Below are 24,364 nucleotides of genomic sequence, written 5' to 3'. Positions count from 1 at the left end.
CCGCCCGCGTCGTCGCGAACGGCCCGCGCGGCTCCGATGAGCGAGCCGGACGGGCGGCCTGGTACCCGGTGATCATTGTTAGACAACTGAATAAAGTAAGTCAATCGCATGCCAGACTGGTCCGGTGAGCACCGAGCCGCGGGACACCGACGTCCCCGACCCCCCGACCACCGACCTCGTCCACCTGCGCGCCGACGGCGTCAGCGTGGTCGTCGACCTCGTCGGCGGCACGCTCCCGCGCGTGCTGCACTGGGGCGCCGACCTCGGCGCGCCCGACCCGGCGGTCCTGGCCGACCTCCGGCACGCGACGCGGCCCGTGCCCCTCGGGTTCCCGGTCGACGGGGAGGTCGCCGCCGCGGTGCTGCCCGAGCAGTCCGCCGGGCACGTCGGCACGCCGGGGCTCACCGGCTCGCGCGACGGGCGCGACTTCTCGACGGCGTTCGCCGTCACCGGGCACACGGTCGAGCACACCGACGACGCGACGCAGCGGCTCGCCGTCCAGGCCGTCGACGCCGCCGCCGGTCTCGCGCTCGAGCTCGTCCTCGAGCTCACCGCGCAGGGCCTGGTGCGGCAGCGCGGCACGCTCACCAACACGGCCGACGACGTCTACGCGCTCGACGGGCTGCTCCTCACGCTGCCCGTGCCCGCCGCCGCGACCGAGCTGCTCGACTTCAGCGGCCGCTGGGCGCGCGAACGCAGCCCGCAGCGGACCGCGTTCACGCACGGCACGCGGCTGCGCGACAACCGGCGCGGCCGGACCGGGTACGACACCGCGTTCGTCCTCGTCGCCGGCACGCCGTCGTTCGGGCACCGCCGCGGACAGGTCTGGGGGCTGCACACCGCGTGGTCGGGCAACCACCGCACGCTCGCCGAACGCAGCCACCACCAGCCGGGCCTGCTGGGCGGCGGCGAGCTGCTGACGGCGGGCGAGGTCCGGCTCGCGCCCGGTGAGTCGTACACGAGCCCGTGGACCTACGGGTCGTGGGGCGTCGGGCTCGACGCGCTCGCGGGCCGGTTCCACCGGTGGATGCGCGCGCGGCCGCAGCACCCGCGCACGCCCCGGCCGGTCACGCTCAACACCTGGGAGGCCGTCTACTTCGCGCACGACCTGGACCGCCTCACCGAGCTGGCCGACGCCGCCGCGGCGATCGGCGCGGAGCGGTACGTCCTCGACGACGGCTGGTTCGGCTCCCGGCGGGACGACACCCGCGGGCTCGGTGACTGGTACGTCTCCGCCGACGTCTGGCCCGAGGGCCTGCACCCGCTCGTCGACCACGTGACCGGGCTCGGGATGCAGTTCGGGCTGTGGGTCGAGCCCGAGATGGTCAACCCGGACTCCGACCTCGCGCGGGCGCACCCCGACTGGATCCTGCGCGTGCCCGCCCGCCTGCCGCGGCCGGCACGGCACCAGCAGGTGCTCGACCTGGCGCACCCCGACGCGTACGCGTACATCCTCGAGCGGCTCGACGCCCTGCTCACCGAGTACCGGATCGGGTACCTCAAGTGGGACCACAACCGCGACCTCGTCGACGCGGGCCACGCGGGCGTCGCGGGCGTCCACGGGCAGACGCTCGCGGTCTACCGGCTGCTCGACGAGCTGCGCGCCCGGCACCCCGGGGTCGAGATCGAGTCGTGCTCGTCGGGAGGCGCGCGCGTCGACCTGGAGATCCTGCAGCGCACCGACCGGATCTGGGGGAGCGACTGCATCGACGCGCTCGAGCGGCAGCAGATCCAGCGCTGGACCAACCTCCTCGTGCCGCTCGAGCTGATCGGGGCGCACGTCGGGTCGGGCACCGCGCACAGCACCGGCCGGCGGCACGCGCTGTCGTTCCGGGCGGGGACGGCGCTGTTCGGGCACCTCGGCATCGAGTGGGACCTACGCGAGGCCGACGCGGCGCAGCGGGCCGAGCTCGCCGCGTGGGTCGCTGCGTACAAGGAGCTGCGCGGGCTCCTGCACACCGGGACCGCCGTGCACGCCGACGTCGCCGACCCGTCGCACCACGTGCACGGCGTCGTGGCGCACGACGGGTCGGACGCGGTGTTCGCCGTCGTCGCGACCGCCACCTCGGACGCGCTGCCGACCGGACGGCTCACGTTCCCCGGGCTCGACCCCGACGCGACGTACCACGTGCGGCCCCAGCCGCCCGGCGACGTCGTCGACGGGCTCGGGAGCCACGGGCCGTCGCTGCCCTGGTGGACGCCCGACGGGGTGCGGCTCACGGGGCGTGTGCTCGCCGAGGTCGGGGTGCAGGTGCCGGTGCTGTTCCCCGAGCACCTGGTCCTCGTCCGGGCGACGCGCGTCTGACCGGACCGGGGACCGACCGTCGCGTCAGGGGACGGTCGTGCAGTCCCGCACGTACGGCCGTCGCATGTGCGGGTACACCTCGGCGCGGTAGCGGGCCGCGAGCGCGGCCGCCTGCTCCGGCGTCGCGCCCATGCGCTCCGCGACGGCCGCGTCCCACCGCAGCGCCCGGCACTCGGCGGCTCCCTCGTCGAGCTCGCCCGCGACGTGCTGCGCCTCGTGCGAGACGACGTGCACGGCGATCACCTCGTCGAGCGAGGGGGACTGCTTGCCGCTCGAGACCCACCGCGCGAGGTCGCTGCACGTCGTGGCCGGCAGCGTCGACGTCGTCGGGTCGTCGTGCATGACGAACCCGCGGTACGGCGAGAGGTCGACGAGGTCGGTCGTGACGCGCACGCAGTCGACGCTCGCCTCGGGGTTGCCCGACGCGAGCCGCGTCGCGGACGTCGCGAGCGCCTGCGTGCGGTGGTGACGGACCTCGTGGAAGGCGGCGACGCCCGCGAGCGCCGTCCACAGGACGACGGCGGCGATCCCGAGCGCGGGCCAGGAGACGGTCCCGCGCAGGAGGCGGACGACGGCACGCACGGCGAGGACGCTCGTCGCGACGAGCACGAGCGTGAGCACCCCGACGTCCACGGTCACCTCCCACCCGGGGAGTCGGCACCGCGGGCGGCGTCCTCAAGCGCAGAGCGGCGACGGGCCCGGCCGAGGTGTCGACCGGGCCCGTCGCCGTGCGGGCGCTACTTCGTGGCGCCCGAGGTGAAGCCGTTGTAGATCCAGCGCTGCAGGAACAGGAACAGCACGAGGATCGGGATGATCGTGATGACGACGCCCGCCGAGATGACCTCCCACTGCGCGCCGAACGGGCCCTTGAAGTCGAACAGGGTCGTCGAGATCGGCCGCAGGTCCTTCGTGGGCAGGTAGAGGAACGGCAGGAAGAACTCGTTGTAGATGCCGATGCCCTTGATGATGACGACGGTCGCGATCGCGGGCTTGAGGTTGGGCAGGATGATCTGGAAGAAGATCCGCAGGTGCCCGGCGCCCTCGATCATCGCCGCCTCGTCGAGCGACCGGGGAATGGCCCGGACGAACTGCAGGAAGATGTAGATCGAGATGATGTCGGTGCCCATGAACAGCAGGATCAGCGCGAGCTGGGAGTCGTAGAGGCCCAGGCCGTTGATGATCTGGAACGTCGCGACCTGCGTGGTGACGCCGGGGACGAGCGTCGCGAGCAGGAACAGCTTGAGCACGGTGCCGCGGCCGATGAACCGGAAGCGGTCGAGCGCGTAGGCGGTGGCGGCGCCGATGAGGATCGTGCCGACGATCGCCGCGGCGAAGATGACCACCGTGTTCCCGAACGCGCCGAGCATGTTGCCGCGGGTGAACGCGGTCACGTAGTTCTCGACGTTGAACCAGTCGGCCGGCGGGGTCATCGGGCCCGTCGAGAGGAACTCCTGGTCGGTCTTGAACGACCCGAAGAGGATGAGCCCGAGCGGCAGGAGCATCGCGATCGACGCCACCACGAGGGAGACGTACTTCGCGGTGCCGGTGACGGCGCGGATCATGTGAGGTCCACCTCCTCGTCGGGGACGACCTTGCGCTGGATCCACGTGATGACCAGCACGATGAGCAGGAGCACCACGGCCATCGCCGAGGCGAGGCCGACCATGCTGCGCTCGAAGCCGGTCCAGATGGTGCGGATGACGAACGTCTCGGTGCCGTTCGCGCCGCCCGTCATGACGAACGGGATCTCGAACACCGACAGCGCGCCGGAGATCGCGAGGATGAACGACAGCCCGACGATCGGGCGGATCGACGGCAGGATGATGCTCCAGAACTGCTGCCAGCGGCTCGCGCCGTCGATCTCGGCGGCCTCGTAGATCTCGCTGTTGATCGACTGGATGGCGCCGAGGAACATCACGAAGTTCAGGCCCATGTAGCGCCACACCGAGACGGCCGCGAGCGAGTAGTTCGCGATGTCGGGGTCACCGGTCCACTGCTGGATCAGGCTCTCCAGGCCGGCCGCCATGAGCACCGTGTCGAGGCCGCCGCCGGGCTTGAGGAAGTTGAGGAAGATCAGGCCGATCGCGACGCCGTTGATGAGGTACGGGAAGAAGAGGATGCCCTTCCACAGGTTCTTGAACCGCACCTTGAACGACAGGATCGTCGCGAAGTACAGCGCGAGCGCCATCTGCACGAACGAGCCGACGAAGTAGTAGAGCGACACGACGAACACGCGCACGTTCGCGGGCTCGGTGAACACGTCCACGAAGTTCTCGAGGCCGACGAAGCTCTTCGTCTTGTCGAGGCCGTCCCAGTCCGTCAGCGAGTACCAGAACATGTTGACGACGGGGACGTACGTGAGGAGAAGCAGGAGCCCGACGGGGACCAGCAGGAAGAAGTACGGCGTGAGCCGGCGGTACCACGCGGTGCCGCGGCCCGCACCGCCCCGGGGCTTCCGGGGGGTGCGGGCCGCGTCGGACTGCTGCGCGGCCGCCGTCACCGGGCCGGTGAGGCCCGAGGGAGCGGTCGTCATGGCAGGACCTCTCAGGCGACCGACGCCCGACCCTCGGCCCACTTGGCGTTGAGGTCGTCGAAGATCTGCTCGAGGGTGCGGGCGCCCGAGCGGGCGTCGTCGACGGTCTGCTGACGGAACTTCGGGTCCGTGGTGACGATGCCCGACGCCTTGTCGATGTCGCCGAACAGCGCCTCCTTGCCCTCGGGGGCGGGGTTCAGCGTGATGAGCTCGACCTCGGAGACGAAGCTGTCGAGGGCGGCCGGCACCGGGCCGTCGATGATCGGCGAGAGGCCCGCCTGGGACTCCGAGAAGCCCGACTCGTGGTTGAACCAGTCGATCCACGCGCGCGCGGTCGCCTTGTTCTTCGAGTGCACGTTGATGCCCAGGTTGTAGTCGCCGCCGGCGACGGAGTGGAACGTGCCGTCGACCTTGACGGGCGTCGGGGCGTAGGCGATGTCGGCCGGGTCCTCGCCGGCGGCCTCCGCGGCGGCCTGCATCTGCGGGATGGCCCACGAGCCGAGCACCATCGTGGCGACCTGGCCGGTGCCGAGCAGACGCTTCGACTCCTCCCAGTTGGTGGTCGTCGGGTCGGCCTCGGTCAGGCCCCGCGCGACCGCCTCGTAGACGAGGCCGTCGACGACGCCGTAGTCGCTGTCCGGCGTCCACGGTGTGTCGGACTCGACGATCTTGTTCTTCCAGTCCGGGTCGGCCGTGACGGCGCCGAGCCAGCCGTCCCACTGCGACAGCGGCCAGCCGTCCTTGTAGTTGGTGTAGAGCGGCGCGACCTCGACGCCGTGGTCCTTGATCTTCCGCAGCGCGTCGAGGAAGGCGTCGGGCGTGTCGGGGAACTCGGTGACGCCGGCCTCCTCCCACACGCGCTTGTTGTAGACGTAGCCCTGCACGTTGCCGACGACCGGGATGCCGTACGACTGGCCCTCGAAGGACTTGTCGTTGATCCACTGGTACTCGGCGCCGATCTCCTCCTGCGTGCCGAGCGGCTCGAAGAAGTCGGCGTACTGGTCCGGGGTCACCGAGCCGGGGATCGCGAGGACGTCGCCGTAGTTGTCGGTGCTCATGCGCGTCTTCACCTCGCCCTCGTAGTCGGTGATGCCCTCGATCTTGACCTCGGTGACCTCGGGGTACTTGGCCTTGAACTTCTCGACGTAGTCGTCGAACGTGCCGTCCTCGACGAGGTCCGTGCGCCAGGTCAGGACCGTGATCGCACCCGCAGGGGTGCCGTCGTCGTTGGCCTCCTCGTCGCCGCCCCCGCCGCCCGAGCACGCGGCCGTGAGGGCGAGGACCGTGGTGGCGGCCGCGGCCGCCAGGACGCGGGTGCGTCGCTTCTGAGGGAACATCCTTGATCCTCTCGTCGGGCCGGCACCTCCGCGTGCCGGCCGGTGTGGAGGGGCTTCGTCACCGTCGGGGTCGTTCGCGAACCCTGCTCCGCGTGGCATTCTTAGGCAAGTGAACAAAGTTAGTCAACGTGCGTGTCGCGGCTGGGGCTCTCCGTGCCCGGATCGTTATCGTGAGCGCGCGACACACACGCGAGGAAGGTCGGTGCCGTGAGCAGCCTGCAGACGGGCCTGGGCGCCGCGCACGCCAGCAGCAGGGCCGCGATCCTGGACCTCATCCGCGCGGCCGGGACCATCAGCCGCGTCGAGCTCACGCGTGCCACCGGGTTCACCGCCGCGACGATCTCGACCGTCGTGCGGCGTCTCATCGACGACGGGCTCGTCGTCGAGGTCGGCCGCGCCGAGTCGACCGGCGGCAAGCCGCGCATGCTGCTCGAGCTCGAGCCCTACGCGCGCTTCGCCGTCGGTGTGCACCTCGACCACGCCGGGATCACCTACGTCATCGCCAACCTCGGCGGCGCGATCGTCGCGCGCTGGCGGCGCCCCGGTGCGGGCTCCGACGACCCGCGCGACGTCGTCGCCCGCATCGCCGCCGAGATCCGCGCCACGGTCGCGCGCGTCGGGGTCGACCCCGAGCGCGTGCTCGGCCTCGGCGTCGTGTCGCCCGGACCCATCACGGCGTCGACCGGCATGACGCTCACGCCGCCCGTCATGCAGGCGTGGACCGAGTTCCCGCTCGCCGCCGCGCTCGAGGACGCCGTCGGGCTGCCCGTGCTGCTCGACAACGACGCCACCGCCGCCGCCATCGGCGAGTACTGGTCCGGCGGCATCACCGCGTCCGCGTTCGCCGCGCTCTACATGGGCACCGGCATCGGATCCGGGATCATCGTCGACGGCACCGTCTTCCGCGGCGCGAGCTCCAACGCGGGCGAGGTCGGGCACATCTGCGTCGACCTCGACGGCCCCGAGTGCTGGTGCGGGAGCCGCGGCTGCGTCGAGGCGCTCGCCGGCCCGGCCGCCGTCGTCGCCGCCGCACGCGCCGCAGGCCTCGAGCTCACCGGACGCACCGTCGCCGAGGACTTCGCGACGCTCGCCCGCGCCGCCAGCCGGGGGGAGGAGACGCCGCTGCGCGTCATCGAGCGGTCCGCGCGCTACCTGGGCGTCGCGGCGCAGACGCTCGCGAACGTGCTCGACCTCGAGCTCGTCGTGCTCACCGGGCCGGCGTTCGCCATGGCGGGGTCGCTGTACGTGCCCGAGGTCGAGGCCCGGCTCGCGCAGTCGTTCTTCGCACGCGGGAACCACACCGTGCGCGTCGCGATCTCGTCGAACGCACCCGAGGCCGCGGCCGTCGGGGCGGCGGCGCTGGTGCTGCAGAGCGAGCTCACGCCGCGGCAGGCGGGCATGCGGATGACCGTCGACCGGTCGCTCGAGGTACCCACGGGGGCCTGACGTCCCGAGGCGCACCGGGGACCGCGCGTGTCGACCTGGGCGGCGCCCGGACACCCGCTCAGCCGGCCAGGCGCTCCAGGCCCGCGAGCGGGATCGGGAGCCACGTCGGGCGGTTGCGCGACTCGTAGACGGCCTCGTACAGCGTCTTGTCGAGCTCGAGCGCGCGCAGCAGCACCGCGCGGCCGTCCGCGTCGACGTCGACCCGCTGCGCGACCGCCGCGCCCGCGTACCCGTCGAGCAGCGCGGCGCGCGCGGCGTCCGTCCACGTCTGGGCCGCGTCGCCGCCGAGCCCGCCGACCGCCGCCGCGTAGTCGAGCGACCGCAGCATCCCCGCCACGTCCCGCAGGGCGAGGTCCGGACGCGTGCGGGCCGCGAGCGGCGCCAGCGGCTCACCCTCGAAGTCCGTGACGAACCAGCGCGTGCCCGAGCGCAGGACCTGGCCGAGGTGCAGGTCGCCGTGCACGCGCTGGCGCGGCGGCGCGACGGGCAGCGCGCGGACCTGTGCGACCACCGCCTCGACCCCCGGCGCGAAACGCGTGAGCTGCGGGACCGCCGACACGGCCCACGCGAACCGGTTGGCGACCGCGGCCGCGACCTGCTCCGGGCCGTCCTGCGGCGCCGTCGAGCCGTCCGTGCCGAACGCCCGGACCAGGTCCGCGTGCACACCCGCCACGACGGCGCCGAGCTCACGTGCCAGGTCGTCGAACGGCTCGCCGCGTCGCGCGACGTCGCACGCGAGCTCGAACCCGTCCTGCGCCTGCGGCACGAACGCGCTCATCGCCCCCAGGTAGCCCTCGACCGGGACACCCGACGGGTCCGGCCAGCGCGCCTGCAGCCACGCGAGCGGCGCGGGCACGTCCGCCGACCCGACGTCGACCAGGTGGCGCGGCACGTCGACGTCCGGGTTCTCGCCCGCCGCGACCGCGCGCAGCACCTTGAGGATCGCGGCCGGCGCGGGCGCGTCCGGTGCCGCGCGCAGGATGACCGACGTGTTGGACTGCTCGCCCGAGACGGCGCGAGCCGTCGCCGGGTCCACGGGGGCGCCCGGGCCGTCGGCGGCGGCGAGCCACGCGGCCACGAACGCGGGGTGCGCGGCGCCGTCGAGGACCGCCCGGCCGTCCACGTGGCCGACGACCTCCGTCGTCGCGGCCTCGCCCGTCGCGTCCCCTCCGTCACCCGTGGCCGCGACGAGCACGAGCGGGACCTGGAGGACCGCGTCGATCGACCCGGCCTTCGCGCGCACCAGCAGCACGCGCACGTGGTCGGCCAGCGCGAGCCCGCCGACCAGCGTGAGCTCGGCCTGCGTGCCCTTGGCGGGGAACCAGCGGCGACCGGGCAGCCAGTCGCGCGCCGCGTCGAGGAGCGCGACGTCGAGGTCGTCGGGCGGGGTCACGACGAGCGTCATCGCGCCCCCGCGCGACGGCGACCGGTGCCCGAGGGGGCGGTGTCCGGGACCGTCGGGCCGTCGCTCGGCGGGTCGAGCTCCAGCCAGTAGAAGTCGCGCGAGCCGAGCGTGAACAGCGCGGTGCCGTCGTCGCGCACGGCCGGGAAGGCCGCACCGCCGAACACGTCGCGCATGGTCCAGCCGACACGGTCCGGCATGGTCACCGTCGCGGACCGGGCGGTCGACGCCATGTTCGCGACGACGAGGATCGTCTGGTCCTCGGTCTCGCGCAGGAACGTCAGGACCGACTCGTTGTCCGACGGGACGACCGTGAAGTCGCCCTTGCCGAGCGCCGGGTAGCGGCGGCGGACCGTGAGCATGCCGCGCACCCAGTGGAGCAGCGACGTCGGCTGCGCGAGCTGCGCCTCGACGTTCGTGTGGCTGTAGTGGTGCACGAGCGACTGGACGAGCGGCAGGTAGAGCTTGCCGGGGTCCGCCGTCGAGAAGCCCGCGTTGCGGTCCGGCGTCCACTGCATCGGCGTGCGCACCGCGTCGCGGTCCGGCAGCCAGATGTTGTCGCCCATCCCGATCTCGTCGCCGTAGTACAGGCACGGGCTGCCCGGCAGGGACAGCAGCAGTGCGTGCGCGAGCTCGATCTCCTTGCGGGAGTTGTCCAGCAGGGGAGCGAGCCGGCGGCGGATGCCGACGTTGGCCCGCATGCGCGAGTCGGGCGCGTACCAGCCGTACATCGACGCGCGCTCCTCGGTCGACACCATCTCGAGCGTGAGCTCGTCGTGGTTGCGCAGGAACGTCGACCACTGCGCGCCCTTCGGGATGGGCGGCGTGTCGGCCAGGATGTCGACGATCGGCGTCGCGCGCTGGTCGCGCAGCGAGTAGTAGATGCGCGGCATCACGGGGAAGTGGAAGCACATGTGGCACTCCGGCTCCTCCTCGGTGCCGAAGTAGTGCACGACGTCCTCGGGCCACTGGTTCGCCTCGGCCAGCATGATCCGGCCCGGGAACTCCTCGTCGATCATGCGCCGCAGGTCGCGCAGGAACGCGTGCGTCTCCGGGAGGTTCTCGCAGTTCGTGCCCTCGGCCTCGAACAGGTAGGGGACCGCGTCGAGGCGGAACCCGTCGACGCCGATCCGCAGCCAGAACCGGGCGACGTCCATCATCGCCTCGACCACGCGCGGGTTCTCGAAGTTGAGGTCCGGCTGGTGGCTGAAGAACCGGTGCCAGAAGTACTGGCGGCGCACGGGGTCGAACGTCCAGTTCGACGTCTCCGTGTCGACGAAGATGATGCGCGCGTCCTGGTAGCGCGTGTTGTCGTCGCTCCAGACGTAGAAGTCGCCGTACGGGCCCTCCGGGTCCGAGCGCGACGCCTGGAACCACGGGTGCTGGTCGCTCGTGTGGTTCATCACGAGGTCGATCACGAGGCGCATGCCCCGCGCGTGCGCCTCGGCGATGAGCTCCTGGAAGTCCGCGACCGTGCCGTACTGGGCGGCGATCGCCGTGTAGTCCGCGACGTCGTACCCGCCGTCGCGCAGCGGCGACGGGTAGAACGGCGGCAGCCACAGGCAGTCGATGCCGAGCCACTGCAGGTAGTCCAGACGCTCGATCAGCCCGCGCAGGTCGCCGCTGCCCGCCCCGGACGAGTCCGAGAAGCAGCGCAGCATGACCTCGTAGAAGACGGCCGTGCGGTACCAGTCGGGATCGTCCGACAGGCCCGGGCGCGCCTCGGACGCGGCGGGGACCGCGGGCTGCCGCTTCTGCGGGAGGGCGGTGAGCATGATCTGCCCCGTCGTGGGCGCGGGCTCGCGCAGCCGCACGTCGGGGACCGGCGGCAGCGTCGTCACGCCTCCTCCAGGTGGATGACGTGCGCAGGACGGACGGCAGGGTCCAGCCGGACCCACGGTTCCGCGCTCCACTCCCACGTCTCGTCCGTCAGCAGGTCGTGCGCGCGCAGCGGGCGGTCCGCGGGCAGGCCGAGCGCCGCGAGATCGAGGTGCACGACGCCCTCGCGCGCGTTCCACGTGTCGAGGTTGACGATCGTCACGACCGTGTCGGCGCGGCCCGTCGGGGAGTGCGCCGCGTCGAGGTGGCGCGAGTACGCGACGAGCGCGTCGTCCGTCGTCGGGTGCACGACGAGGTTGCGGAGCTGCTGCAGCGCCGGGTGCGCGCGGCGGACCGCGTTGAGGTTGCCGAGCAGCAGTGCGATGCCGAGCTCGTCCGCCGCGGCCCAGTCGCGCGGCTTGAGCTCGTACTTCTCGTTGTCGATCTGCTCGTCCACGCCCGGGCGCGGCACGTCCTCGACGAGCTCGTAGCCCGAGTAGATGCCCCACGTCGGCGACCCGGTGGCCGCGAGCACCGCGCGCACCGCGAAGCCGCGGCCGCCCGTCGCCTGCAGGTACGGCGGGAGGATGTCGTGCGTCGTCGGCCAGAAGCTCGGCCGCATCCACGCCCCCTGCTCGCCCGAGACCTCCGCGAGGTACGTCTCGAGCTCCTCCTTCGTGTTGCGCCACGTGAAGTACGTGTACGACTGGTGGAAGCCGATCTTCGCGAGCGTCTGCATCATCGCCGGCCGCGTGAACGCCTCCGACAGGAAGATGACCTCGGGGTGGTCCTTGCGCACGTCGGCGAGGAGCCACGCCCAGAAGTCGAGCGGCTTGGTGTGCGGGTTGTCGACGCGGAACAGGGTCACGCCGTGGTCGATCCACACCTGGATGACCCGACGGACCTCGCGGTAGATGCCCGCGGGGTCGTTGTCGAAGTTCAGCGGGTAGATGTCCTGGTACTTCTTCGGCGGGTTCTCCGCGTACGCGATCGACCCGTCGGCGCGCGTCGTGAACCACTCCGGGTGGTCCTTGACCCACGGGTGGTCCGGCGAGCACTGGAGCGCGACGTCGAGCGCGACCTCCAGGCCCAGCTCGCGCGCGCTCGCGACGAACGCGTCGAAGTCGTCGAACGTGCCGAGGCTCGGCTCGATCGCGTCGTGGCCGCCGTCCGGCGAGCCGATCGCGTAGGGCGACCCCGGGTCGCCCGGCTGCGCGTCGAGCGAGTTGTTGCGGCCCTTGCGGTACGTCGTGCCGATCGGGTGGATCGGCGTCAGGTAGACGACGTCGAAGCCCATGCCCGCGATGCGCGGGAGGTCCTCCGCCGCGGTCCGCAGCGTGCCCGAGCGCCACTCGCCCGTGACCGGGTCCTGCGTCGCGCCGTGCGAGCGCGGGAAGATCTCGTACCACGCGCCCGCGAGGGCCAGCGGGCGCTCGACGCGCAGGGGGTAGGCGCGCGACGACGTCACGAGCTCGCGGAACGGGTGCGCGGCCAGCGTGCCGCGGACGGCGTGCGACAGGCCCGTCGCGAGGCGGTCGGCCGGCGTGCGCGTCGTGTCGCGCAGCCCGGCGACCGCGTCGCGCAGCACGCCCGCCGCGTCCTCGGGGAGCTCGGTCGACGGGCGGGCCGCCGCACGCTCCAGCAGCAGCGCGCCCTCCGTGAGCATGAGCTCGACGTCGATGCCCGCGGCGACCTTGATCGTCGCGTCGTGCGCCCACGTCGCGAACGGGTCCGACCAGCCCTCGACGCGGAACGACCACTCGCCCGTGCGGTCGGGCACCAGGCGCGCCTCGAAGCGGTCCAGACCGGGAGCGATGTCGACCATCGGCGCGCGCGCGTGCTCCGCGCCGTCCGGGTCGATCAGGACCGCCGTCGCGGCGACCGCGTCGTGCCCCTCACGGAACACCGTCGCGCGGACCGGCACCGACTCGCCCACGACGGCCTTGGCCGGGAAGCGTCCTTCCTCGGCGACGGGGGAGACGTCCACGACGGGGATGCGGCCGATCGGGCCCTCGGGCGCGACCCAGGGCTGCGCGGCCGGCGTCCCGCCCGCGGGGGCGCCGGTGGTCGCGGCCGGGGTCGTCGGCGCGACGGCGGCGGCCGCCGGGGCGACGGGCGCGACGGGCTCGACGGGGGACGTGGTCGTCGGGTGCGCCGGTGCGGTGGCGGCGGCCGTCCGCGCCCGCGAGCGGGTCGGCGTCGCCGCGTCGGCGGTGCGGGCGGGCTTTGCCGGGGACGCCGCGCGACGGGCGGGCTTCACGGGGTCGACGGGGGTGCCCGGCACGGCCGGGGCGGGTTCGGCAGCGGGCGCGGGGCGGGACGCGGTGGTGCGCGAACGGCTGCCGGACTTCGGGGGAGTCGTCACGCTCCCGAACCTATCCGGAGGCGGCGGGGGTGGGCATCCGGTGCGGGAGCCGTGTCGGCCACACCCGACGCCTGCACGCCCGACCTGGGCGGATGTGCCCCGTGTGCGAGGTCGCCGGGCGGCGCGACGCTGTCGGGCCGGTCGTACCCGCCGGACGCGTGCGCGGCCTCCGCGGTCTCAGCGCAGGGTCGAGGCGAGCGCGCGCCCGGTCGTGCGACCCGTGAAGAGGCAGCCGCCCAGGAACGTGCCCTCCAGCGCGCGGTGCCCGTGCACGCCCCCGCCGCCGAACCCGGACGCCTCGCCGACGGCCCACAGGCCCGGCAGCACGTCGCCGTCGGGACGCAGGACGCGGCCCTCGAGGTCGGTGTGCAGCCCGCCGAGCGTCTTGCGGGTGAGCACGGACAGGCGCACCGCGAGCAGCGGGCCGTGCGCGGGGTCGAGCAGCCGGTGCGGCTTGGCGACCCGGATGAGCTTGTCGACGACGTACCGGCGGGCCATCGCGGTCGCGATGACCTGGAGGTCCTTGCCGAGCCCGGACTCGACCTGCCGGTCGCGCTCGACGATCGTGCGCTCGAGCTCCTCGGCGTCGATGCGGTCGGTGCCCGTGAGCGCGTTCATGCGGCGCGCGAGGTCGGCCGGCGTGTCCGCCCAGAGGAACTCCTCCGACTCGTGCGCGAACGTCTCGACCGGGCCCACCGCCCCTGGCAGCACGCGCTGCAGCAGCTGCGGGACGCTCTTGCCCGTCAGGTCGGGGTTCTGCTCCGAGCCCGACAGCGCGAACTCCGAGCCGAGGATCGTCTTGTCGAGCACGAACCACGAGTGGTCGTCGCCGCGGGACGTGAGGTGCCGCAGCGCGCCGAGCGAGTCGAAGCCCGGGAAGAGGGGGACGGGCAGCCGGTGGCCGTCGGCGTCCAGCCACAGCGACGACGGGCCCGGCAGGATGCGGATCCCGTGCCGGCTCCACACCGGCGAGTGGTTGGTGATGCCCTCGGGGTAGTGCCACGCGCGGTCCGGGTGCACGACCGCGCCGCCCGCGTCCCGCGCCGCCGCGACGCCCGAGCCGTCGACGTGGTCCGGGACGCCCGACAGCATGCGCTCGGGCAGCCGGCCCGCGTGCTCGGGCCACGTCGCGCGCACCAGGCCGTGGTTCGCGCCGATGCCGCCCGTCGCGACGACCACGGCGGACGCGTCGAGCTCGAACGGGCGCACGACCTCGCGCGAGCTCGGGACCGCGCGGGCGACGCCGTCGTCCACGAGGACGTCACCCCGCACGCCCGTCACGCGTCCGTCGGTCGTGACGAACGACGTCACGCGGTGCCGGAAGCGCACGTCGACGCGCCCCTCCTTGCGCGCGTCGAGCAGCGTCCGGACGAACGGCTCGAGGATGCCGGGCCCGGTGCCCCACGTGACGTGGAAGCGCGGGACCGTGTTGCCGTGCCCGCCCGCGGTGTACCCGCCGCGCTCCGCCCACTGCACGAGCGGGAACCAGCGCACCCCCTGCGCGTGCAGCCACGGGCGCAGGTCGCCCGCGGCGAAGTCGACGAAGCCCTCCGCCCACGCGCGCCCCCACCGGTCCGAGCCGTCGTCGGCGAAGTCGGCGGAGCCGAGCCAGTCGGCGAGCGCGAGCTCGGCGGAGTCGGTGATGCCCAGGCGGCGCTGCTCGGGCGAGTCGACGAGGAACAGCCCGCCGAACGACCAGAACGCCTGGCCGCCGAGACTCGCCGCGTTCTCGGCGTCGAGCAGGACGACCCGGCGGCCCGCGGCGAGGAGCTCGGCGGTGGCGACCAGGCCCGCGAGGCCCGCGCCGACGACCACGACGTCGTGGGAGTGCGTCATGTCGCGACGGTACACGTCTGGACGGACGTCCAGAAGGGCGTCACTCCGCCCGGTCGAGCACGTACACCCGCATGCTCAGCGGGTCGAGGACCGTCGTCTCGCCGGGCTCCGCGTGCAGCCCGCCCGCGATCGCCTCCGCGCGCTCGTCGGCCGGGCGCTCCCACACCGAGTCCCACGCGAGCCGCCAGCGCCCGCCGTGCTCGTCCGCGAGCACCACGGTCACCGAGTCGAGCGCGCCGTTCACGACGAGCATCACGGTGTCGTCGCCGGGCGGCGGCGCGGTGCGCACCATCTGCAGCGTGCGCACCGACGGGTCGTGCCAGCGGGCGTGGTCGAACGGCGTCCCGAGCGCGTCGTACCAGGCGAGGTCCGGGCGGCGGCCCGGCAGCAGCGGTCGGCCCGAGTAGAACCGGTCCGCGCGCAGCGCCGGGTGCTCGCGCCGCAGCAGGAGCAGCCAGCGGGCGGTCGCCAGCAGGTCCTTGCGCCACGGCGCGAGGTCCCAGCTCAGCCACGACGTCTCGTTGTCCTGGCAGTAGGCGTTGTTGTTGCCGTGCTGCGTGCGACCCAGCTCGTCGCCCGCCGTGATCATCGGGGTGCCTGCGGCGAGCACGAGCGTCGCCAGCAGGTTGCGGATCGAGCGGCGGCGCAGCGGCACGATGTCCGCGCCCGGACCCTCCAGGTGCAGCGGGCCCTCCACGCCGTGGTTCCACGAGCGGTTGTCGTCCGTGCCGTCGCGGTTCTGCTCGCCGTTCGCCGCGTTGTGCTTGTGGTCGTACGCGACGAGGTCCGCGAGCGTGAACCCGTCGTGCGCCGTCACGTAGTTCACCGACGCGGCCGGGCCGCGCATGAGCGGCGGGTCGGTGTGCCCGAACAGGTCGACCGAGCCCGCGAGCCGCGTCGCGAGGTCCCGGACACGGTGGCCCGGGAGCCCGTGCGCCGCCCGGGCGGGGTCGGCCAGCCAGAACGACCGCGTCGCGTTGCGGAACCGGTCGTTCCACTCGGCGAACGGCGGCGGGAACTGCCCCGTGCGCCAGCCGCCCGGGCCGACGTCCCACGGCTCCGCGATGAGCTTGAGGCCGTGCAGGCTCGGGTCGACCTGCGCCGCGACCAGCAGCGGGTGGTCGGGGGTGAAGCCGTCCGCGTCGCGGCCCAGCGTCACCGCCAGGTCGAACCGGAAGCCGTCCACCCCGACGACGTCCGCCCAGTAGCGCAGCGAGTCGAGCGTCATCCCCACCACGGCCGGGCGGCGGAAGTCGAGCGTGTTGCCCGTGCCGGTCACGTCGGCGAGCCGGGCCGGGACCCCGCCGTCGTGCGCGTAGTACAGCGTCGCGTCGAGACCCCGCCACGACAGGTGCTGGCCCGGCAGCCCGCCCTCGCACGTGTGGTTGTAGACGACGTCGAGCAGCACCTCCAGGCCTGCCTCGTGCAGGTCGTGCACCGCGCGGCGGACCTCGTCGAGCACCGCCTCGGGGCCGAGCGCGCGGGCCTCCTTCGTCGCGTACGCCGCGTGCGGCGCGAAGTAGCCGAGCGTCGAGTAGCCCCAGTAGTTCGTGAGGCCCTTCTCGACGAGGTGCGGCTCCGAGGAGAACGCGTGGATCGGCAGCAGCTCGACGGCGGTCACCCCGAGGCCCAGGAGGTGGTCGACCACCGCCGGGTGGGCGAGCCCCGCGTAGGTGCCGCGCAGCTCGGCCGGCAGGGCGTCGTGCAGCGCCGTGAGGCCCTTGACGTGCGCCTCGTACACGACCGTGTGCGCCCATGGCGTCCACGGGCGGTTGGCCGCCGGGTCCGGGCCTGGCAGGGACCGCGTGTCCACGACGACCGAGAACGGGACGTGACCGGCCGAGTCGCGGTGGTCGGCGGCGCCGTACGGGTCGCCGCGCAGGTCGTCGTCCACCACGTGCCCGTACGTCGAGGCGACGTGCTCGACATCACCCACGAGCCCCCGCGCGTACGGGTCGACCAGCAGCTTCATCGGGTTGTAGCGCAGGCCCGCCGCCGGGTTCCACGGGCCGTGCGCCCGGAACCCGTAGCGCTGCCCCGGGCGGATGCCCGGCACCGACGCCGAGAACACGCCCTGGACCGGACCCGACAGCGTGATCCGCCGCTCCGTGAGCGTCCCCTCGACGCCGTCGAACAGGCACAGCTCGACCGCGGTCGCGTGCGACGCGAGCACCGCGACGTCGACCCCCTCGTCGGTCACGTGGGCACCGAGCCGGGGCGGCCGTCGGGACGGGGCGGTCGCACTCACACCGGTCATTGTGCTGGACGGACGTGTCCGGCGTGGGTCCGGCGTGGGTCGCGACGTCGTCCCGGGCCAGGTTTCCGCCCCTCGACACGGCGGTCCGTGGCTGGCGCCGCGGGCGGTAACGTCTCCGCCGTGAGGATCGTCGTCTGCGTCAAGCACGTCCCGGACATCCAGTCGGAGCGGGCCCTCGGCCCCGACGGTCGCGTGGTGCGCGACGGCGGGGACGGCACGCTCAACGAGCTGGACGAGAACGCCCTCGAGGCGGCGCTCGCGCTCGTCGAGTCCCTCGGCGACGGGTCCGTCGTCGCGCTGACCGTCGGGCCCGAGGACGCCGCGGACGCGGTCCGCAAGGGCCTGCAGATGGGCGCCGACGAGGCCGTGCACGTGGTCGACGACGCGATCGCCGGGTCCGACGCGATCGGGACCGCGCGTGTGCTCGCCGCCGCCGTGCAGCACCTCGCCGCGCAGGAGCCCGTCGACCTCGTGGTCACCGGCATGGCGGGCCTCGACGGCCTCACCTCGCTCCTCCCGACGGCGCTCGCGACGCTGCTCGACCTGCCCGCGCTGCCGCTCGCCGCCGAGCTCGCGGTCGACGCCGCCGCCCGGACGGTGCGCGTGCGCCGCAACCTCGACCACGCGACCGAGGTCCTCGAGGCGTCGCTGCCCGCCGTCGTCTCCGTGACGGACCAGGCCAACGAGCCGCGCTACCCCAACTTCAAGGGCATCATGGCGGCCCGCAAGAAGCCGGTCACGACGCTCACGCTGGCCGACCTGGGCCTCGAGGCGTCGGACGTGGGCGCCGCGGGTGCGCGCACCTCGGTGGTCGCCGCCGCCGCCCGTCCCGCGCGCGACAACCGCGTGCTCGTCACCGACGACGGCGAGGCGGGCGTGAAGCTCGCGCGCTACCTCGTCGAGAACAAGCTCGTCTGAGCCCTCCGTCCGTACCGCCCGGACGCCCGGGCCCTCGCACCACCCGAGAATCGAGAACGCCGTGACCGGAACGACAGCGCCCGTCCTCGTCCTGCTCGACCACACGCCCGAGGGCGCGCTGCGCAGCCCCGTGCGGGAGATCGCGACGCTCGCCGCGGCGCTGTCCGGCGGCGCCGGCGTGCACGGCGTGTGGCCGGCCGACTCCGAGCCGTCCCCCGACGTGCTCGCCGACCTCGGCGCCCTCGGCGTCACCCAGGTCCACCGCGTCGTCACCGACGCCGACCTGCACCTGTCGGCCGTGCTCGCCGAGGCCCTCGGCTCGCTCGTCGCCGCGACCGGTGCCGGGCTCGTGCTGCTCGTGTCCTCGTTCGAGAACAAGGAGGCCGCCGCGCGCCTCGCGGTCGCCACCGGCGCCGGGGTCGTCACCGACGCCGACGGGCTCGTCGTCGAGGACGGCCGCTACGTCGCGTCCAAGACCGTGTTCGCCGGCACGTGGAACACCCGCTGCGCCGTGACCGCGCCGCTCGCCGTCGTCACGGTGAAGGCGAACTCCGTCGTCGTCGACGCTTCCGCGACCGGTGGGGCGCCCGCGGTCGTGGACCACGCGGTGACGGCGTCCGAGAGCGCCCGGCGCGTCACGGTCGTCGAGCGGTCGGAGCGGCCCACGAGCGGCCGCCCCGACCTGGGCAGCGCGCACGTCGTGGTCGTCGGCGGTCGCGGCACCGAGGGCGACTTCTCGGCCGTCGAGGAGCTCGCCGACGTCCTCGGCGGCGCCGTCGGCGCCACGCGCGTCGCGACCGACGAGGGGTGGATCGGCCACGACGCGCAGATCGGCCAGACCGGCGTGACCGTCTCCCCGCGGCTCTACATCGGCGCGGGCGTCTCCGGGGCCGTGCACCACCGCGGCGGCATGCAGGCGTCCGGCACGATCGTCGCGATCAACTCCGACGCCGACGCGCCCATCTTCGAGATCGCCGACTTCGGCGTCGTGGGCGACCTGTTCACGGTCCTCCCGCAGGCCGCGGCGGAGCTCCGCCGCCTGACGTCCGAGTCCTGATCCGCGTCGACGACGACAGGGGTGCCGTTCCGCGGGTGCGGACGGCACCCCTGGCGGCGGGGGATCAGGAGAGGTCGCGGAGCCAGCGGAGGGCGGCGACGCCCTGCGCGGCCTGGAAGCGGCGCAGGTTCGGGATGCCCGGGGGCGGGGGCTGCAGCGACGACGCGACGAAGTAGCCCGACAGGCCCGCGAGGACGGCGCGCAGGTCGTCGCCCGTGACACCCTCGCTGACCGCGGACGCGCGGAACACGACGTCCGGGTCGCCGCCGCCCTGGAGGCTCACGCTCGGCAGCATGAACGCCCAGTCGAGCCACGGGGCGCCGATCGCCGCGTGCGGCCAGTCGATGAGCCACACGCGGTGCTGGTCGTCGATCATCACGTTGTCGGCGCGCAGGTCGCCGTGCACGAGCGCGTCGCCCGCGCAGACGCGCAGGGCCTCCTGCTCCCAGAGGACGAGCTTCTCGTGGTGCTCGCGCGCCCACTGCCCGAGGTCCCCGGCCCGGGCGACGACACCCTCGCGCGTCGCCTCGTCGAGGTCGACGAGCCGCCGCCACCCGGTGAAGTCCTCCGCGAGCACGTCGTCGATGCGGGGCAGGTCGTGGCCGGGCAGCGGCTCGACGTCCGCAAGCGCTCCCACGGCGTCGGCGACGGCCGACAGGTCGGCGGGACGCCACGGCAGCTCGGGCGAGCGGCCGTGGACGACCTCGAAGCCGAGGATGACCCAGTCGCCGTCGTCGTCGGACCACAGCATCCGGGGTGCGGGCACCTGCGGGGGCAGCGCCTGGGCGACGCGGATCTCGGCGCGCGCGAGGTGCGGCGAGACGGGGTTCTGCTCGGTGGAGACGGCCTTCACGAACACCCCGCGGCCGTCGGCGACCTCGAGGACCGCGGCGAAACCGGGGCTGAAGCCGCTGGTCGCGCTGATCTCGGCGGTCACCTGCGAGCCCGCGAGCGCGTTGATGCGCTCACGGACGTGCCGGGGCAGGTCACGCCAGTCCAGCCGCTGGCCGCTGAACGCGGGCGGCAGGGCGATGACCTCGTCGGCACTCACGGCGCACATCCTGCCAGGCCCGTCCACCTCGTCTGAGGGTGAGACCACCCTCCGGCCACCGGCGCGCGCCGGTGGCCGCCCGACGAGGTCCCGCGCGCGCGTTCGTAGACTGGTGCGGATGACTGCGTACCTCGACCATGCGGCGACCACGCCCATGCTCCCGGAGGCCGTGCGCGTGCTCACCGAGCAGCTCGCACGCCCGGGCAACCCGTCGTCGCTGCACGCGGCCGGGCGGGCGGCGCGTCGGGTCGTCGAGGAGGCGCGCGAGACGGCCGCGGCGGCGCTCGGTGCGCGGCCCAGCGAGGTCGTGTGGACGTCCGGCGGGACCGAGGCGGACAACCTCGCGGTCAAGGGCCTGTTCTGGGCGCGGCGCACGCAGGACCCGTCGCGGCGCCGGATCCTCGTGTCGGCCGTCGAGCACCACGCGGTGCTGGACCCGGCGTTCTGGATGGCGGAGCACGCGGGCGCCGAGCTGGTGCTGCTGCCGGTCGACGCCGACGGCGTGGTGGACGTCGCGGCGCTGCGCGAGGAGCTCGAGGAGAACGGCCCGCAGGCGGCGCTGCTGTCGGTCATGTGGGCGAACAACGAGGTCGGTGCGCTGCAGCCGCTCGACGACGTCGTGGCGCTCGCACGGAGGCACGGGGTCCCGGTGCACGCGGACGCGGTGCAGGCGGTGGGGCAGGTGCCCGTCGACTTCGCGGCGTCCGGGCTGGATGCCATGACGGTCTCAGGACACAAGGTCGGCGGCCCGGGCGGGGTCGGCGCGCTGCTCGCGCGGCGCGGGCTCGACCTCACGCCCGTGCTGCACGGCGGCGGGCAGGAGCGTGGCGTGCGGTCCGGCACGCTCGCGGCGCCGCTCCTCGCGTCGTTCGCGGCGGCGCTCGACGAGGCGGTGCGCGAGCGGCCCGCGCACGCGGCTCGCGTGGGTGCGCTGCGCGACCGGCTCGTCGCGGGCGTCCGGGCCGCCGTCCCCGACGCGGTGCTGCGCGGCCCGGCGGACACCGCGCGGCGGCTGCCCGCGAACGCGCACTTCACGTTCCCGGGCTGCGAGGGCGACTCGCTGCTGTACCTGCTCGACTCCGCGGGCGTCGAGGCGTCGACGGGGTCGGCCTGCCAGGCGGGCGTGCCGCGGCCGAGCCACGTGCTGCTCGCGATGGGCGTCGACGAGGACGACGCGCGGGGCGCGCTGCGGTTCACGCTCGGGCACACGTCGACCGAGGCGGACGTCGCCGCGCTGCATGCCGCCCTGCCGGGTGTCGTCGAGCGCGCGCGGGCCGCCGGGCTCGCCGGTCGTGGGAAGACGCCGGTGGTGGCCTGATGCGCGTCCTGGCCGCCCTGTCCGGCGGCGTCGACTCGGCGGTCGCGGCCGCGCGCGCCGTCGACGCCGGGCACGACGTCGTCGGCGTCCACATGGCGCTGTCGCGCACGCGCGACCAGTTCCGCACGGGCTCGCGCGGGTGCTGCTCGATCGAGGACGCGGGCGACGCGCGGCGGGCCGCCGACGTCCTCGGGATCCCGTACTACGTGTGGGACCTGTCCGAGCGGTTCGAGGACACCGTCGTCGCCGACTTCCTCGCCGAGTACGAGGCGGGCCGCACGCCGAACCCGTGCGTGCGCTGCAACGAGCACATCAAGTTCGCGGCGCTGCTCGACAAGGCCGTCGCGCTCGGCTTCGACGCCGTGTGCACCGGCCACTACGCGCGCATCGAGGTGCGCGACGACGGCACGCGCGAGCTGCACCGCGCGCGCGACGCGGCCAAGGACCAGTCGTACGTGCTCGCCGTCATGGGGCCCGAGCGGCTCGCGCGGTCGCTGTTCCCGCTCGGCGAGGTCGCGTCGAAGGACGAGACCCGCGCCGAGGCCGCCGCGCGCGGCCTGTCGGTGTCGGCCAAGCCCGACTCGTACGACATCTGCTTCGTCGCCGACGGCGACACCCAGGGCTTCCTGCGCGACCGGCTCGGGTCGCGCGAGGGCGACATCGTCGACACGTCGGGGGAGGTCCTCGGGCGGCACGACGGCGCGTACGCGTACACCGTCGGGCAGCGCAAGGGGCTCGCGCTCGGCCGGCCGGCCGCCGACGGGAAGCCGCGGTACGTGCTGTCGGTCGAGCCGGTGCGCAACCGCGTCGTCGTCGGGTCCGCCGAGGAGCTCGCCGTCGGGACCGTCGAGGCGGACCGGGCCGTGTGGTTTGCCACGCCCGGCAGCGCGGCCTTCGCGTGCGAGGTGCAGGTGCGGGCGCACGGGGTCCCCGTCGCCGCCGTCGCGACCGCCGCACCGGGCGGGGCCGTGCGCGTGGACGTCGACGCCGCCGCGGGTCTGCGGGGCGTCGCGCCCGGGCAGTCGCTCGTCGTCTACGACGGCACGCGCGTGCTCGGTCAGGCCACCGTGACCGGCACCCGACGACCGGCGCCGCCGGCCCCGGGCCCGACGCCTCCGGGGACCGCCGGCGCGTCGTCGTCGGACGGGGGGAGCGACGCCGTCGCGACGCCCCGTGCCGTGCCCGCGGGCGTACACCGGTGAGCGGCCGACCCGGGGTCAGCGGGACCGGACCGTGGCCCGGCACGGACGCGCTCGAGGCCCAGTCGTCCGTCGTCGGCGACCTCGTCGACACGCCGTCCGAGCTCCAGGGCCTGCCGTTCACCGTGCTGCTGCCCGCGCGCGGTCCGTGGGGCGACCGTGCCGGTCACGCCGCCGCGGTGCTCGAGGAGCTGCCCGCCGAGCTCGGTCCGCACGGCTGGAAGCTCGCCGACCGGCCCGGCGGCGACCTCGCCCGGGCGCGCGCGTTGGTGCGGGAGGACCTCGACGCGCTCGCGGTCGCGGCGCACGGCTACACCGGGCCGCTCGTCGTGCCCGTGGCCGGCCCGCTGACGCTCGCCGCGAGCCTCTACCTCGCTCGCGGCGACCGGGTGCTCTCCGACGCGGGCGCGGTGCGCGAGCTCGCGGAGTCGCTCGCGCTGGGCGCGGGCGAGCACGTCGCCGCCGTGCGCCGCGTCGTCCCCGGCGCCGAGGTCACCGTGCTGCTGCACGAGCCGCTGCTCACGCAGGTCGTCGCGGGCGTGCTGCCCACGTTCTCCGGGTACGCCGCGCTGCGCGCGGTGCGCGGACCGGTCGCGGCCGAGCGGATCGCCACGGTCGCCTCGGGGGTGCGGTCGGCGGGTGCGTCGGCGGTCGCTGTGCACGGCGGCACGGCCTGGGCCGCGGTGCCCGCGATCCGGGCGGCCGGCGTCGACGGGCTCGCGCTCGCGGTCGGCGGCATCGGCGAGCAGGGCTGGGAGCGCGTCGCCGAGGCCGTCGAGGGCGGGCTGCGGCTGTGGGCCGAGCTGCCCCCGCAGGCGTCGTCGCAGTGCGCCGGCCCCGACGTGGTCGGGCAGGCGGACGCGCTGACGCGGCCGTGGCGGTCCGTCGGGCTGCCGCAGGCCGGGTTGAACGACGTGGTGCTGCTGGCCGGCGAGGCGCCCGGGCGGTCGTCGCCCGACGACGCGCGCGCGGCCCTGGCCGGGCTCGTGCGGGCCGGCCGGATCGTGGCGGAACGAGCGGAGGCATGAGCGAGCGATGACCCAGCCGACCAACGAGCCGACCGGCGGTGCGAGCGGCGAGCCCGTGCGCGAGCCCCTGAGCACGGGCCCCAGCCCGCGCCAGGCGATCCTGCGCTCCCGGCGGCAGGCGCTCGGGGTGCTGCTCGCGAGCGGTGCGGCGATCGTCGGGATCGTCGTGCTCGTCGTGCTGTGGCTGTCCGTCGGGGCGCGGACGCTCGAGGCGTCGGCCGCGGGCGGCGAGCCGTGCCTCGAGGCGTACGCGGCGGACGAGGCCGGGGCCGAGGTGTCGTACGGTGCGCTGCCGCCGCAGGCGGTGTGCTCGTGGGAGGTCGACGGCGAGCGGCAGGAGGTCGTCGTGACGTCGGCGCCCGCGGGGCTCGCGGCGGTGGCGACCGTGCTGGCCGTCGGCGGGGTCGTGGGCGCGGTGGCGCTGCTCGTCGTGCCCCGGCTGCGCGACGCGCGCTGACCGCGGGCCTGGCGGCGCGTGTGGGCGGCGGGCGCGA

Annotated in this window: 18 protein-coding genes; 8 read left to right on the top strand and 10 right to left on the bottom strand. The window is 74.4% G+C overall.

Annotated features, from left to right (window positions below; translation table 11 throughout):
• Positions 1–124: 124 nt before the first annotated feature.
• Positions 125–2,305 carry an alpha-galactosidase gene (locus OOT42_RS14750; protein ID WP_273651934.1) on the top strand — a complete coding sequence of 727 codons (2,181 nt, stop codon included), beginning with the start codon at positions 125–127 and terminating at the stop codon, positions 2,303–2,305.
• 24 nt (positions 2,306–2,329) lie between these two features.
• On the opposite strand, the gene OOT42_RS14745 is transcribed toward OOT42_RS14750, so the two are convergent.
• The 4 genes from OOT42_RS14745 to OOT42_RS14730 all read right to left on the bottom strand — a co-directional run bounded on the left by OOT42_RS14745 (position 2,330) and on the right by OOT42_RS14730 (position 6,175).
• On the bottom strand, positions 2,330–2,938 hold the full coding sequence (locus tag OOT42_RS14745) for a hypothetical protein (protein WP_273651933.1): 609 nt from the start codon (positions 2,936–2,938) through the stop codon (positions 2,330–2,332).
• Positions 2,939–3,042: 104 nt separating this feature from the next.
• Positions 3,043–3,867, bottom strand: a complete 825-nt coding sequence (locus tag OOT42_RS14740) for a carbohydrate ABC transporter permease (protein ID WP_273651932.1) — start codon at positions 3,865–3,867, stop codon at positions 3,043–3,045.
• A complete protein-coding gene (locus tag OOT42_RS14735) occupies positions 3,864–4,838 on the bottom strand; it encodes a carbohydrate ABC transporter permease (RefSeq protein WP_273651931.1) in 975 nt (324 codons plus the stop codon). The genes OOT42_RS14740 and OOT42_RS14735 overlap by 4 nt, the downstream gene beginning before the upstream one ends.
• Before the next feature lie 11 nt (positions 4,839–4,849).
• Positions 4,850–6,175 carry an ABC transporter substrate-binding protein gene (locus OOT42_RS14730; RefSeq protein WP_273651930.1) on the bottom strand — a complete coding sequence of 442 codons (1,326 nt, stop codon included), beginning with the start codon at positions 6,173–6,175 and terminating at the stop codon, positions 4,850–4,852.
• Positions 6,176–6,382: 207 nt separating this feature from the next.
• On the opposite strand from OOT42_RS14730, the gene OOT42_RS14725 reads away from it, so the two are divergent.
• The gene (locus tag OOT42_RS14725) at positions 6,383–7,621 is read left to right on the top strand and encodes an ROK family transcriptional regulator (RefSeq protein ID WP_273651929.1); all 1,239 of its coding nucleotides are present in this window, start codon (positions 6,383–6,385) and stop codon (positions 7,619–7,621) included.
• Positions 7,622–7,679: 58 nt separating this feature from the next.
• Here OOT42_RS14725 and OOT42_RS14720 read toward each other — a convergent pair whose 3' ends face one another.
• From OOT42_RS14720 to glgX, 5 genes are all read right to left on the bottom strand, one after another.
• Positions 7,680–9,026, bottom strand: coding sequence for a maltokinase N-terminal cap-like domain-containing protein (locus tag OOT42_RS14720; protein ID WP_273651928.1), 1,347 nt, complete (start codon positions 9,024–9,026; stop codon positions 7,680–7,682).
• Positions 9,023–10,798: a maltose alpha-D-glucosyltransferase gene (gene treS / locus OOT42_RS14715; protein ID WP_273654855.1), complete on the bottom strand. Its 1,776-nt coding sequence runs from the start codon at positions 10,796–10,798 to the stop codon at positions 9,023–9,025. Before treS ends, OOT42_RS14720 begins: the two co-directional genes overlap by 4 nt.
• A gap of 62 nt (positions 10,799–10,860) precedes the next feature.
• Complete coding sequence (locus OOT42_RS14710) at positions 10,861–12,846, bottom strand: alpha-1,4-glucan--maltose-1-phosphate maltosyltransferase (RefSeq protein ID WP_273654854.1); 1,986 nt, start codon at positions 12,844–12,846, stop codon at positions 10,861–10,863.
• Positions 12,847–13,383: 537 nt separating this feature from the next.
• Positions 13,384–15,042, bottom strand: coding sequence for an FAD-binding dehydrogenase (locus OOT42_RS14705; RefSeq protein WP_273651927.1), 1,659 nt, complete (start codon positions 15,040–15,042; stop codon positions 13,384–13,386).
• 40 nt (positions 15,043–15,082) lie between these two features.
• Positions 15,083–17,299: a glycogen debranching protein GlgX gene (gene glgX / locus OOT42_RS14700; RefSeq protein ID WP_273651926.1), complete on the bottom strand. Its 2,217-nt coding sequence runs from the start codon at positions 17,297–17,299 to the stop codon at positions 15,083–15,085.
• Positions 17,300–17,419: 120 nt separating this feature from the next.
• On the opposite strand from glgX, the gene OOT42_RS14695 reads away from it, so the two are divergent.
• Positions 17,420–18,217, top strand: a complete 798-nt coding sequence (locus OOT42_RS14695) for an electron transfer flavoprotein subunit beta/FixA family protein (RefSeq protein WP_273651925.1) — start codon at positions 17,420–17,422, stop codon at positions 18,215–18,217.
• A gap of 61 nt (positions 18,218–18,278) precedes the next feature.
• Positions 18,279–19,274 carry an electron transfer flavoprotein subunit alpha/FixB family protein gene (locus OOT42_RS14690; protein ID WP_273651924.1) on the top strand — a complete coding sequence of 332 codons (996 nt, stop codon included), beginning with the start codon at positions 18,279–18,281 and terminating at the stop codon, positions 19,272–19,274.
• Positions 19,275–19,338: 64 nt separating this feature from the next.
• Here OOT42_RS14690 and OOT42_RS14685 read toward each other — a convergent pair whose 3' ends face one another.
• Entirely contained in the window at positions 19,339–20,334 is a 996-nt protein-coding gene (locus OOT42_RS14685) for a phosphotransferase family protein (RefSeq protein WP_273651923.1), read from the bottom strand.
• A gap of 109 nt (positions 20,335–20,443) precedes the next feature.
• Here OOT42_RS14685 and OOT42_RS14680 point away from each other — a divergent pair, with 109 nt between their 5' ends.
• Genes OOT42_RS14680 through OOT42_RS14665 form a run of 4 tightly spaced genes read left to right on the top strand, consistent with a single transcriptional unit; the run spans position 20,444 to position 24,327 of the window.
• Entirely contained in the window at positions 20,444–21,643 is a 1,200-nt protein-coding gene (locus OOT42_RS14680; protein WP_273651922.1) for a cysteine desulfurase family protein, read from the top strand.
• Positions 21,643–22,845: a tRNA 2-thiouridine(34) synthase MnmA gene (gene mnmA, locus OOT42_RS14675; protein ID WP_273651921.1), complete on the top strand. Its 1,203-nt coding sequence runs from the start codon at positions 21,643–21,645 to the stop codon at positions 22,843–22,845. Before OOT42_RS14680 ends, mnmA begins: the two co-directional genes overlap by 1 nt.
• Positions 22,842–23,870: a hypothetical protein gene (locus OOT42_RS14670; protein ID WP_273651920.1), complete on the top strand. Its 1,029-nt coding sequence runs from the start codon at positions 22,842–22,844 to the stop codon at positions 23,868–23,870. The genes mnmA and OOT42_RS14670 overlap by 4 nt, the downstream gene beginning before the upstream one ends.
• Positions 23,871–23,877: 7 nt before the next feature.
• Positions 23,878–24,327 (top strand): hypothetical protein, encoded by a 450-nt coding sequence (locus tag OOT42_RS14665; protein ID WP_273651919.1) that lies wholly within the window; start codon positions 23,878–23,880, stop codon positions 24,325–24,327.
• The last annotated feature ends 37 nt before the right edge of the window (positions 24,328–24,364 follow it).

Source organism: Cellulomonas fimi, assembly GCF_028583725.1.
GTDB lineage: Bacteria > Actinomycetota > Actinomycetes > Actinomycetales > Cellulomonadaceae > Cellulomonas > Cellulomonas fimi_B.
The sequence above is the reverse complement of the archived record's forward strand: the minus strand, read 5'-3'. Positions and strand labels throughout refer to the sequence as shown.